This is a genomic window from Segatella copri (assembly GCF_024330485.1).
Taxonomy (GTDB): Bacteria; Bacteroidota; Bacteroidia; order Bacteroidales; family Bacteroidaceae; genus Prevotella; species Prevotella copri_L.
The window spans coordinates 51,639-64,128 of record NZ_JANDWX010000019.1 but is presented as its reverse complement, the minus strand read 5'-3'; the positions used below and the strand labels follow the sequence as shown (position 1 = coordinate 64,128).

General features: G+C 46.2%; 9 protein-coding genes. 2 read left to right on the top strand and 7 right to left on the bottom strand.

What is annotated here, in order from left to right; genetic code table 11:
- Positions 1-197 precede the first annotated feature (197 nt).
- Together NNC77_RS11055 and NNC77_RS11050 are read left to right on the top strand one after the other, a co-directional pair.
- Positions 198-350 (top strand): hypothetical protein, encoded by a 153-nt coding sequence (locus NNC77_RS11055; RefSeq protein WP_254970900.1) that lies wholly within the window; start codon positions 198-200, stop codon positions 348-350.
- A 45-nt stretch (positions 351-395) separates the two neighbouring features.
- On the top strand, positions 396-734 hold the full coding sequence (locus tag NNC77_RS11050) for a helix-turn-helix domain-containing protein (protein WP_117664301.1): 339 nt from the start codon (positions 396-398) through the stop codon (positions 732-734).
- Positions 735-848: 114 nt separating this feature from the next.
- On the opposite strand, the gene carB is transcribed toward NNC77_RS11050, so the two are convergent.
- The 7 genes from carB to NNC77_RS11015 all read right to left on the bottom strand — a co-directional run bounded on the left by carB (position 849) and on the right by NNC77_RS11015 (position 12,451).
- Positions 849-4,082 carry a carbamoyl-phosphate synthase (glutamine-hydrolyzing) large subunit gene (carB, locus tag NNC77_RS11045; RefSeq protein WP_117692287.1) on the bottom strand — a complete coding sequence of 1,078 codons (3,234 nt, stop codon included), beginning with the start codon at positions 4,080-4,082 and terminating at the stop codon, positions 849-851.
- An 11-nt stretch (positions 4,083-4,093) separates the two neighbouring features.
- Complete coding sequence (carA, locus tag NNC77_RS11040) at positions 4,094-5,170, bottom strand: glutamine-hydrolyzing carbamoyl-phosphate synthase small subunit (protein WP_254970909.1); 1,077 nt, start codon at positions 5,168-5,170, stop codon at positions 4,094-4,096.
- 75 nt (positions 5,171-5,245) lie between these two features.
- Positions 5,246-7,129 (bottom strand): amidophosphoribosyltransferase, encoded by a 1,884-nt coding sequence (locus tag NNC77_RS11035; RefSeq protein WP_006847423.1) that lies wholly within the window; start codon positions 7,127-7,129, stop codon positions 5,246-5,248.
- Between the two features lie 105 nt (positions 7,130-7,234).
- The gene (gene glmS, locus NNC77_RS11030; RefSeq protein ID WP_117692286.1) at positions 7,235-9,139 is read right to left on the bottom strand and encodes a glutamine--fructose-6-phosphate transaminase (isomerizing); all 1,905 of its coding nucleotides are present in this window, start codon (positions 9,137-9,139) and stop codon (positions 7,235-7,237) included.
- 56 nt (positions 9,140-9,195) lie between these two features.
- Positions 9,196-9,996: a polysaccharide biosynthesis/export family protein gene (locus NNC77_RS11025; RefSeq protein WP_022121476.1), complete on the bottom strand. Its 801-nt coding sequence runs from the start codon at positions 9,994-9,996 to the stop codon at positions 9,196-9,198.
- Between the two features lie 118 nt (positions 9,997-10,114).
- The gene (gene pyk, locus NNC77_RS11020) at positions 10,115-11,569 is read right to left on the bottom strand and encodes a pyruvate kinase (protein ID WP_022121475.1); all 1,455 of its coding nucleotides are present in this window, start codon (positions 11,567-11,569) and stop codon (positions 10,115-10,117) included.
- A gap of 258 nt (positions 11,570-11,827) precedes the next feature.
- Positions 11,828-12,451 (bottom strand): LemA family protein, encoded by a 624-nt coding sequence (locus tag NNC77_RS11015; RefSeq protein WP_228114989.1) that lies wholly within the window; start codon positions 12,449-12,451, stop codon positions 11,828-11,830.
- Positions 12,452-12,490: the final 39 nt, after the last annotated feature.

The following is a 12,490-nucleotide window of genomic DNA, read 5'->3' as shown; positions in this document are numbered from 1 at the left end:
CTTACGGACAAGACTCCTTTAAATGATTTGTTTAACAAAGCTGTTCCAACAGAAGAGACGGAGGATTGGCTATATCCTAGCCTTTTCAGCCCCGACGATTTCTAAACGGGACAGCAGTGCAAAAATTACAAGAAAAGTTTGGCAATTTCGAATATTCAACGTATCTTTGCAACAATAATAAAAGAAAGGAAAGCTATATGGAAACAAAAGACAAGAAAATACAAGTTCATACCATAGACAACAAAGACATAGACAAGTTTTTCCCTGCTCATAGCGAGATTACAATGTCTCCACTTCCGAAAGGACACGTAGCACGACTCGCTTCCATCCACAAGGTTAAGATTCAATAAACTTGAATTGACTATAGATATCGACTATAATAAGGAGGATTTAATATGAAAACAAATAAACTGATGGATGAAATCCGCAAGTCAACTCCTGCGGACACTAACAAACAAGTCGACTTATGCGTTGCTATTGCCAACAGAGTCTTTGAACTATTACAGGAACGAAATATGAAACAGCGTGATTTCGCAAAGGCACTTGGCAAGACAGAAACAGAAGTGAGTCGTTGGTTGAGTGGAACACATAATCTCACATTAGCTACAATCGCAAAGATGGCGACGGTTCTTGGTGATGATATCATTACCACAACACAGAGCCATCGTCCATACAAACTTCCAAATACGCAAAATGTAGCTATGATGGTAGCTGAGGATATGTGCAAAAAATAGTCATACAAATAATAAAAAATCCCTGCCGTAGGAAGCCTTTCCTACAGCAGGGATTTTTCTATTGGGAATCATCAAGAATGACTTAACTGTCAATTCTTAACTATTAACTATCAACTATTTATACTCTCCCCAAGCCTTGATGTCGATATCCTCCAGCTTGGTGGTGCAGAATGCATAGATGAATGCACTCGCCAGACGGCTGTTGGTAATCAATGGCACGTTCAGGTCGATGGCAGCACGACGAATCTTGTAACCATTGCTCAACTCGCTGCTGGTCAAGTTCTTCGGAATATTCACTACCATATCAATCTCGTGGTTGTGGAGCATCTCCAAAGCCTTAGGCGCACCGCCTTCTGCCTCCTCTGATGGCCAGAGCACACGGGTGTTCTCAATGCCATTCTCGGTGAGGAACTTGCTACTACCACCGGTTGCATACAGCTTGTAACCATGCTTAACCAGCATCTGGGCAGCATCGAGCAAATCTACCTTCTGCTTGGCAGAACCTGTAGAAAGCAGGATGTTCTTGGCAGGAATGCGATGACCCACAGAAAGCATACTCTTCAGAAGTGCGGTAGATGTATCGTCGCCCAAGCAACCTACCTCACCGGTACTGCTCATGTCCACACCCAATACTGGGTCGGCCTTCTGCAAACGGTTGAAGCTGAACTGGGATGCCTTGATACCTACATAGTCGAGATCGAAGAGGTTCTTGTGTGGCTTCTCTACTGGCAAACCGAGCATCACACGGGTAGCCAACTCGATGAGGTTGATCTTCAATACCTTGCTTACGAATGGGAACGAACGGCTGGCACGAAGGTTACACTCGATAACGAGAATATCATTGTCACGAGCCATGAACTGGATGTTGAACGGACCGTTGATGTGCAACTCCTTGGCAATCTGACGACCAACTCGTTTTACACGACGAACTGTCTCAACATACAACTTCTGAGGAGGGAACTGGATGGTAGCATCGCCTGAGTGAACACCGGCAAACTCGATGTGCTCGGAAATCGCATAGGCAATCACCTCGCCATTCTTTGCCACAGCATCCATCTCAATCTCCTTGGCATGTTCGATAAACTTACTTACTACCACTGGGTGATCCTCACTTACATTGGCAGCCAACTGCAGGAATCGCTTCAGTTCATCCTCGTTAGAACATACGTTCATCGCAGCACCAGAAAGCACGTAGCTAGGACGAACCAATACAGGGAAACCTACACGCTCGATGAAGTTGTCGATATCCTCCATAGAGGTCAGGGCGCTCCACTCTGGCTGGTTGATGCCGTTGTTGGTCAACATCTGAGAGAACTTGGCACGGTCCTCAGCGTTATCGATGTCCTTGGCAGCAGTACCCAGGATTGGCACATTCTGTGCATCGAGGTGCATAGCCAGGTTGTTTGGAATCTGACCACCAGTAGATACGATGACGCCATGAGGCTGCTCCATCTCGATGATATCCATCACACGCTCAAAGGTCAACTCGTCGAAGTAGAGACGGTCGCACATATCGTAGTCGGTAGATACGGTCTCTGGGTTGTAGTTGATCATCACTGAGCGCCAGCCTTCTTTGCGGATGGTGTTCAATGCCTGAACGCCACACCAGTCGAACTCTACGGAAGAACCGATGCGGTAAGCACCCGAACCGAGTACGATGATAGAACGGTGGTCGTTCTCGAAGGTGATGTCGCTCTTCACGCCAGCGTAAGTTACATAGAGGTAGTTGGTCTGAGCAGGATACTCTGCAGCCAGGGTATCAATCTGCTTTACTACAGGCAGGATGCCATAGCTCTTGCGCTTGTTGCGAACCAGCAGGGCAGCCTTGTGCATGTTGCCCAACTCCTGCTCCAAACCCACGGCACGGGCTACCTGGAAGTCGGTAAAACCGTAAACCTTAGCGGTGCGGAGCAAATCCTGGTCAAGAGTATTGATGTTGCACTTCTTCATCGCCTCGTCGATGTCGATGATGTGCTTCAACTTCTCGAGGAACCACTTGTCAATCTTGGTCAAGTCGTGAATCTGATCTACGGTATAGCCCTTGTGCATTGCCTTTGAAATCACGAACACACGCTTATCTGTTGGCTCGCGCAAAGCTGCATCGATGTCATCGATTTCAAGCTCCTTGTTCTCTACGAAGCCGTGCATGCCCTGACCAATCATACGAAGACCCTTCTGAATGGCCTCCTCGAAGTTGCGGCCGATGGCCATTACCTCACCTACTGACTTCATAGATGAACCCAACTCCTTATCTACGCCACGGAACTTAGACAAGTCCCAACGTGGAATCTTACATACCACGTAGTCCAATGCTGGCTCGAAGAAGGCAGATGTGGTCTTGGTTACTGAGTTTTTCAACTCGAACAGACCGTAGCCCATACCAAGCTTGGCAGCAACGAAGGCAAGAGGATAACCGGTAGCCTTAGATGCCAAGGCAGATGAACGGCTCAAGCGGGCATTCACCTCGATAACGCGATAGTCCTCGCTCTTAGGGTCGAAGGCATACTGCACGTTACACTCACCCACGATTCCGATGTGACGGATAATCTTGATGGCGAGGGCACGGAGCTTATGATACTCAGAATTGCTCAGGGTCTGAGATGGAGCGATGACGATACTCTCACCGGTATGGATTCCCAGTGGGTCGAAGTTCTCCATGTTACAAACTGTGATACAGTTGTCGTAACGGTCGCGAACCACCTCATACTCTATCTCTTTCCAGCCCTTCAAACTCTTCTCTACCAATACCTGTGGAGAGAAAGAGAAAGCCTTCTCAGCGAGCTTGTTCAACTCCTCCTCGTTGTCAGCGAAACCAGAACCGAGTCCACCCAAGGCGTAAGCAGCACGGATGATGACAGGATAGCCGAGCTCGGCAGCAGCCTTGCGGGCCTGCTCGATGTTCTCGCAAGCCTCACTCTTGATGGTCTTCACATTGATTTCATCCAACTTCTCTACGAAGAGCTCACGGTCCTCAGTATCCATGATAGCCTGTACTGGAGTACCCAATACCTTGACATTATATTTCTCCAGGATGCCCTGGCGATAGAGTTCCACACCACAGTTGAGGGCAGTCTGACCACCGAAGCTGAGGAGGATACCGTCTGGATTCTCCTTCTGGATAACACGCTCTACGAAGTATGGCTGCACTGGCAGGAAGTAAATCTGGTCGGCAACACCTTCTGATGTCTGTACGGTTGCGATATTCGGGTTGATGAGCACAGTCTCGATACCTTCCTCGCGCAATGCCTTCAGGGCCTGCGAACCTGAGTAGTCGAACTCACCTGCTTCACCGATCTTCAAGGCTCCAGAACCTAAGAGGAGCACCTTCTTTATATTTTCGTCTTTCATTATTTTCCTAATTATTTAAGTGTTTCTACAAACTTATCAAACATGAACTCTGTATCCACAGGGCCTGAGCAAGCCTCTGGGTGGAACTGGCTTGAGAACCAAGGGTTCACCTTGTGGCGAATACCCTCGTTAGAGCCATCATTCATATTTACAAAGAGTTCCTCCCAAACGTTGCCCAATGTCTTGGCATCAACGGCATAACCGTGGTTCTGAGAGGTGATGTAGCAATTGTTGGTTCCTACCATGCGCACAGGCTGGTTGTGTGAACGGTGACCATACTTCAACTTGTAGATAGTAGCACCGGCTGCCTTAGAAAGCAACTGGTTACCCATACAGATACCGCAGATAGGCTTGCGACTCTGGCTAATCTGCTTGCGAATAATGTTTACTGCATCCTCGCACATATCTGGGTCACCAGGACCATTGGCCAGGAACAATCCGTCGAAGTCCATATCGGTGTAATCGTAATTCCATGGCACACGGATCACCTCTACGCCTCTGTTGATGAGACAACGGATGATGTTTGCCTTCACACCGCAGTCAACGAGAACCACCTTCTTGCCGGCACCCTCGTTGTAACGGATAATCTCCTTGCAGCTTACCTGGTCAACGAAGTTTACACCCTCGTAGTTAGCCTCAGGAATGTTGTCAGGCTCATCATCAAAGAGAATCTTACCCATCATCACACCATGTTCACGAAGCACCTTAGTCAACTCACGGGTGTCGATGCCTGTGATTCCTGGCACCTTTTCGCGCTTCAACCAGTCGGCAAGACTCTCCACTGCATTCCAGTGGCTGTACTGCTCGCTGTAATCATTCACGATGATGGCAGAAGCATAAATCTTGTCACTCTCCATGAAGGTTGGCAAACCATTCTCCTCGAAAGTAAATGGTGGCACACCATAGTTGCCCACGAGAGGGAATGTAAGTGTCATCAACTGACCGGCATAAGAAGGGTCGGTCAAACTCTCTGGATATCCCATCATGGCTGTGTTGAACACAACCTCGCCCGCTACAGGAGCGTCATATCCAAAAGATTTGCCATGGAACTTGGTTCCATCGCTCAAAACTAAGGTTACTTTTTTCATATCTGACATTTGATTCTTTTATTTCATACTTATAAGAGCAAATGAATTCTTCACTCTTCGTTCTTCTCTATTCACTTATTTATGATAAACGTTTTCGATGTAGTTTACAAACGACTGGTTGCAGAGCTTCGTGCCACCTGGGGTTGGATAATGACCGGTGAAATACCAGTCACCCTTGTGGTTTGGAATCGCCTCGCGCAAGCCCTCGATGCTCTGGAATACAAGCTGGATAGGAGTGGTCATGCCCTCTGGGCGAAGCATCTCAACAATCTTCTCGTTGATTTCCTCGGTGCTGAATGGCTTGTAGATGGAGCGTACCGGATTGATCTGCTCCTCCTTTGGCTTTGCCAATTCTGCCTTGCAAGCCTCATAGGTCTGCTCGATAAGGTCTTCCATCTTGCGCTCTTTCAAAAGCTGGATGGCAGCACGGAACACGCAGAACTCTTCCAGTCTTGCCATATCGATGCCGTAGTAATCCGGATATCGGATCTGAGGGGCACTGGAAACCACTACAATCTTCTTAGGATGCAGACGGTCGAGGATGCGGAGAATACTCTCCTTCAGGGTTGTACCGCGCACGATACTATCATCGATAATGACAAGATTATCCACATTCGGCTCGATGCTTCCGTAGGTTACATCATACACATGGCTCGCCAGGTCGTTACGACTATTGCCCTCGGTGATGAAGGTACGGAGTTTGATATCCTTCCATGCTATCTTCTCTGAGCGGACGAAGTCGCCGAGGATTTCGTATAATTCTTCTTTTGATGGAACATGGTCGAGATTTGCAATCTGCTCAATCTTGGTCTCATTAAGATACTTCTTGAAACCGCTCAACATGCCATAGTAAGCCACCTCGGCAGTGTTCGGGATATAGCTGAACACGGTGTGGTCTACATCATAATCCACAGCCTTCAGGATAGGCTGGGTCAACTGCTCGCCCAACTGCTTACGCTCCTTATAGATATCCTTGTCGGAACCACGACTGAAGTAGATGCGCTCGAATGAGCAGGCTGAATCGCCCTTCTGCTCCATGATGCGCTCGATGCTGCACTCTCCGTTCTTCTTCACGAGAAGCGCCGTGCCCGGCATCAGTTCCTGCACTTCCTCTGCTTCCAGGTCGAAGGTGGTCTGGAGTACAGGGCGCTCGCTGGCTACTACCACGATTTCATCGTTCTTGTAATAGAACGCAGGACGGATGCCCCAAGGGTCGCGCATAGAGAACATTTCACCCGAACCGGTGATACCGCAAACCACATAACCGCCATCAAAGTTCTTCATCGTGGTCTTGAGTACATTGCTCATCTTCACGTGGTCTTCTATATAGTTGGTGATATCGGTATTCTGCATCTCCATCGCCTTTGCAGCTACGAAGTTGCGCTCCACCTCTCTGTCCAGACGGTGGCCCATCAGTTCAAGCATGATGTAGGTGTCGCTGTAGATGCGAGGACTCTGGCCCTGCTTGGTAAGTTCCTCGAAGATTTCATCTACGTTGGTCATGTTGAAGTTACCACAAAGGCAGAGGTTCTTCGCCTTCCAGTTGTTACGTCGCAGGAATGGGTGCACATACTGAATACCACTCTTTCCGGTGGTACTGTAGCGCAGGTGTCCCATATAAAGTTCGCCTGCAAAAGGCAGTTCCTCTTTAGCGAACTTTGCATCAGCAAGCTGCTCGGGAGTCAGGCTCTTGAAGTTGGCATTCGCCTTGCCGAAGATTTCGGTCACGGCATTCTTGCCCTCTGCACGCTCACGGAACATATACTCATGACCAGGCTTACCGCCCAGTTTGACACAAGCCATACCAGCACCCTCCTGGCCACGGTTGTGCTGCTTCTCCATCATCAGATAGAGTTTGTTGAGTGCGTACATCCAAGTACCATACTTCTGCTGGTAATACTCCAGTGGCTTGAGCAATCTGATCATTGCTACACCACACTCATGTTTCAATGGTTCCATCTCTCTATTATCCTTATCTTATTTAGTTAAATTTGAATATACCTATCCGAGGGATCCCCCTCCAAAAAAAGGGAAACGTCAAGAAATGACGAATCCCTTTATATATTATTCTACAGTAACTGACTTGGCCAAATTTCTAGGTTGGTCAACGTCCTTGCCCTTACATACAGCTACATGGTAAGCCAAGAGCTGCAAAGGAATGGTAGCCAATAATGGCTCCAGGCACTCCAAGGTCTCAGGGAGTTCAATCACTTCGTCGGCAATCTTGGAAATGGTTTCATCGCCATTGCTGACAATAGCAATAACACGACCCTGACGGGCTTTGATCTCCTGAATATTAGACAAGACCTTCTCGTACATGAAGTTGTGGGTAGCAATAACTACCACTGGCATATCGCTGTCAATCAATGCGATAGGACCATGCTTCATCTCCGCTGCAGGATAACCCTCAGCGTGGATGTAGCTAATCTCCTTCAACTTCAATGCACCCTCAAGAGCCACAGGATACTGGAATCCACGGCCCAGATAGATGAAATTGCGAGCGTATGTAAACGTACGACTCAAGTCAGCTATCTTATTGTTGAGTTTCAACACTTCCTTCATCTTGGCAGGAATGTTCCAAAGCTGCTCTGTAATCTTCTGATATTCATTTTCGCTGATGGTTCCCCTCTCCTTACCGATGGCAAGTGCCAGGAGGATAAGGACGGTAACCTGACCAGTGAACGCCTTGGTAGAGGCAACACCAATCTCCGGACCTACATGAATATAGGTACCTGTATCTGTCTCTCGTGCGATGGAAGAACCGATGGAGTTACAGATACCATAGATAAACGCACCGCTCTCCTTGGCAAGCTTGATGGCAGCCAGGGTATCAGCAGTTTCACCACTTTGGGAAATGGCGATGACCACATCATCCTTCGTTACCACAGGATTACGGTAACGGAATTCAGATGCATATTCCACTTCCACAGGGATGCGGCAATAGTTCTCTATCATCTGCTTGCCGATAAGTCCGGCATGCCATGATGTACCACAAGCCACGATGATGATTCGCTTGGCATTGAGAAGCTGCTGGCGATGGTCGGTAATGGAACTGAGCACGACACCCATCTCAGTCTCCTTCTTGCTGGTTGTATCGTCGCCATCAGTCATTACGCGAGTTTCCACTGTGCGGCTAACTACACGGCCACGCATACAGTTACGAAGGCACTCTGGCTGCTCAAAAATTTCCTTCAACATAAAGTGAGGGAAACCGCCCTTCTCTATCTGACCGAGATCAATGTCTACGGTCTGTACCTCAGGGTTGAGTTTAACGTTCTGGATGTTCACCACCTGCAATTCCTCACCGAGGCGCATCACAGCGATGTTACCATCCTCCAGATAAACCACCTTATCTGTATATTCGATGATAGGACTGGCATCAGAACCGAGATAAAACTCACCATCCTTTCCGATACCTACAACCAACGGACTCTGCTTACGGGCAGCAATGATCTGATTAGGGTTACGCTTATCAAGAATAGCGATAGCGTAGGCTCCGATTACCTGACGGAGAGCCACCTGAACGGCAGTCAGCAAGTCGAGATTTTTCTTTATCTGAATATATTCAATCAGCTGAACGAGAACCTCAGTATCCGTCTCGCTCTTAAACTCTACTCCCTTAGCAATGAGATTCTTCTTGATATCGGCATAGTTTTCTATGATTCCATTATGAATCATGGCAAGGTTCTTGCTAGAGGAATAATGCGGGTGAGCATTTACAGCTGAAGGCTCTCCATGGGTAGCCCAACGAGTATGAGCAATACCCACATGTCCCGAAATATCCTTATCAGAGCAGAACGCTTCAAGATCTGCCACCTTACCCTTTGCTTTGTAAACGTTCAAAGCACCATCATTACTGATAAGAGCCACACCTGCACTATCGTATCCACGATATTCCAGACGCTTTAAACCTTTGATAAGGGCAGGATAAGCCTCACCCTTACCTAAATATCCTACAATGCCACACATATATATATATATTATTATTTTTGTAGTATCCTGATTTTACTCCCACCTATTACCTGCTATCGCAAGATATTGACAATCAATGATGCAATAGAAATCAATGTTCCAACGGCAGAGAACCACAATGTAGTAGATGAACCGATAGATGAGTTTTGAGCTTTCACCTTATTTGGTTCTACATAGATAATATCATTCTGCTGCAGATAATAGAATGGTGAATTAATAATATTTGCATCATTCAAGTTCATACGATAAGTATGCTTCTCTCCTGCTGCATCCTGACGAATCAATAATACATTGTCACGCTTACCATAGATAGTTAAGTCGCCACACTGTGCCAAAGCTTCAAGAATACTCATCTTCTCCTGTGGAGCATAAATAATTCCTGGCTTTTCTACTTCACCTAATACAGATACATGGTAACTGCCCATGCGAACCGTAACAATAGGATTTTCTTTTTCTGCCAGATAAGGCTTCACCTTATTCTTGATGAGATCTTCAGCCTGCTTCTTGGTCAAACCACCGACATGCAAGGTTCCAACAACAGGAAACTCAATATTACCATCATTATCAACCAGATATCCTTGCAGTGAACCACTACCATAACTCAGCTGTCCGCCTGTACCCAATGTTTGAGAGACAGAGAGGTTGAAAGGCATGGCAGCCTTTGGATCTGTTGTAATTACTGTAATTGTAAGTTCGTCCTTAGGCATAATCTTGGCTTCATAAAGCATTCTTGAAGCAGCCAAGCTGATAGAATCTGCATTTTGGAAATAAGCTACATTCTTAGTACTTCCACAACTGCCAAGTACTAAGAGCATAGTCAAAGCGACTAAAACTGAACTAACGAGTTTTTTCATTTTCTAAAATTTTCGTTTTAAAATATTGGTGCAAAATTACGGTATTTTTTTGAATACTGCAAATTTTTGCACCAATAATTCTATTTACGTCTATTTTTTTTTGAAATAATAGCCTTTTTTACTTATCTTCGATGCCATTTGATGGCAAATTAAAGCTATAACTGTTATCGAAAATCTTCTTCACTTTATTAATCTCAACGAAGGTTGTGCCTCCACCCTCTCCAAAGCTACCGCTCAGATAAGCAATCTTATCCTCCTCACCTAAGTAGCCTTTCTGGCGAAGCATACGTACCGCAGCAGTAAACATAGCCTTGGTAGAAACCTGATCCTTCTGATGGATTGGAATAATACCATAGCTCAGATTCAACCAGCGCTGAAGTTTCTCCTTATAGCAGATTGCCAATACCGGATTTGGACCACGGAAGGCTGCCAGGTCGCGTGCTGTCTGACCGGTCTCGCCATCGGTAATAATACCAGCAACACCCAACTTCTTAGTAGCTTCAATGGCAGCATGAGCCAGGAAGAGTTTCTGGTCAATCTTACCATCTTCCATTGGATCAATATCATTCAGTGGAGACTTATCCTTCTCTGCCTGCTCAGCAATACGGGCCATGGTCTGCACAGCCTCTACAGGATACTTTCCGCTTGCTGTTTCACCAGAAAGCATCAGCGCATCGGTGCGATAGAAGATAGCATTGGCAATATCGGTTACCTCTGCACGGGTAGGACGTGGATTCTTAATCATGGTATGCAACATCTGTGTAGCAACGATTACCGGTTTCTGCGCCTTCACACACTTAGAGATGATGCGGCGCTGGATGCCTGGAATTCTCTCGATTGGCACCTCGATACCCAGGTCACCACGGGCAACCATGATACCATAGCAGGCATCAATAATCTCGTCAATATTATCAACACCTTCCTGATTTTCTATCTTTGAGATAATCTTGATATCACTGTTGTGAGCATCCAAGATATCCTGAACTGCCTTCACATCGGCTGCATTGCGCACAAAAGAGTGAGCGATGAAATCAATATCCAACTCGATAGCGAGTTCAATATTTCGACGGTCTTTCTCTGTCAGTGCAGGCAGGTCGATATGCTCTCCCGGCACATTCACGCTCTTGTGAGCCCCGAGCACTCCCTCGTTCTGAACCTCGGCAACCAGCATAGGCCCCTGGTTGTCGATAATCTTCATATCGAGTTCACCATCATCGAAGAGCAAATCATCACCTACCTTAACATCGGCTGCGATGTCAGGATAGCTCACATTCACAATATCATGAGAAGACTCCATTTCCGGACGTCCAAAGATTTTCACTACATCACCAACATTGTAGTGGATAGGTTCCTTCACACCTGTAGTTCGCACCTCAGGACCTTTGGTATCAATCATAATACCAATATGTGGAGACACGGCTCTTACATTCTTTACGATGGTGCGTATACCCTCTTCTGTGGCATGAGCAGTATTCATACGAACAACGTTCATACCGGCGAAAAACAGTTTTCGGATAAAATCCTGATCACATCTACGATCACTGATGGAAGCGACAATCTTTGTTTGTTTCATATTTGTAATTAACCTTATTGAAATTTCAATGTTTGCGGTATTTCTACCATATTTCTTAAATTGCGTGCAAAGATACAAAGAATTTCTGAAATAAAAAACATTTGAAATACAAAATATATATAAAATATTGAGTTACTTTCAAATTGAAAGCGCATAAAACAGAAAATCTAGCCAATGGGACACTTCGCGTTCCCATTGACTAGATAACAAATCTATTAATCCCGTTGAAAAACAGGATTCTTAATGATCAATTCTAAATTAGATATCCAAGTCTGGCGCCTTCTCAGCTCCTGCTGCTGCCTCAAACTTAGGCATCACATTGAAATTGAAGAGGCCGGCAATAAGGGCACTTGGCATTTTTCTAACCGTCTGGTTATAGTTCTGAACGGCTTCATTATACTTACGGCGTGCCTCGCTGATACGGTTTTCCGTACCCTCTTCCTGAACCTGAAGAGCCTTGAAGTTCTCGCTGGCTTTCAACTCAGGATATTTCTCGGCTACTACCATCAGTTTGGAGAAAGCATTCGCCAACTCGCCCTGTGCTGCAGCATATTTCTTCAGGCTAGCCTCAGTAAGATTATTGGCATCCAGCTTTACCTGACCAACAGCAGCACGAGCCTTGGTTACCTCGGCAAAGGTTTCTTTCTCATGCTTGGCATAAGCCTTTACGATCTTAGCCAACTGTGGCATCATATCAGCACGACGCTGATACTGAGTCTGAACATTAGCCAACTCTGTGGTAGCCAACTCCTGTTTTTCTACCAATCCGTTATAACCACTGAACATCCATAGTACCAGCACAACTACGATGCCCAGAATAATCCAGCTTTTCTTTATACCTCTCTTTGCCGGTTGCATGTTTGAATTCATTGTCTGTTCCATTGTCATTATTATTAATTATTAATTCTAAACTATAAACTA

Excerpts from the sequence above, each read along its gene's own strand:
- NNC77_RS11025 (WP_022121476.1), bottom strand. The coding sequence starts at position 9,996 with ATGAAAAAACTCGTTAGTTCAGTTTTAGTCGCTTTGACTATGCTCTTA.
- carA (WP_254970909.1), bottom strand. The coding sequence starts at position 5,170 with ATGAAAAAAGTAACCTTAGTTTTGAGCGATGGAACCAAGTTCCATGGC.
- glmS (WP_117692286.1), bottom strand. The coding sequence starts at position 9,139 with ATGTGTGGCATTGTAGGATATTTAGGTAAGGGTGAGGCTTATCCTGCC.
- NNC77_RS11050 (WP_117664301.1), top strand. The coding sequence starts at position 396 with ATGAAAACAAATAAACTGATGGATGAAATCCGCAAGTCAACTCCTGCG.
- NNC77_RS11055 (WP_254970900.1), top strand. The coding sequence starts at position 198 with ATGGAAACAAAAGACAAGAAAATACAAGTTCATACCATAGACAACAAA.
- carB (WP_117692287.1), bottom strand. The coding sequence starts at position 4,082 with ATGAAAGACGAAAATATAAAGAAGGTGCTCCTCTTAGGTTCTGGAGCC.
- pyk (WP_022121475.1), bottom strand. The coding sequence starts at position 11,569 with ATGAAACAAACAAAGATTGTCGCTTCCATCAGTGATCGTAGATGTGAT.
- NNC77_RS11015 (WP_228114989.1), bottom strand. The coding sequence starts at position 12,451 with ATGGAACAGACAATGAATTCAAACATGCAACCGGCAAAGAGAGGTATA.
- NNC77_RS11035 (WP_006847423.1), bottom strand. The coding sequence starts at position 7,129 with ATGGAACCATTGAAACATGAGTGTGGTGTAGCAATGATCAGATTGCTC.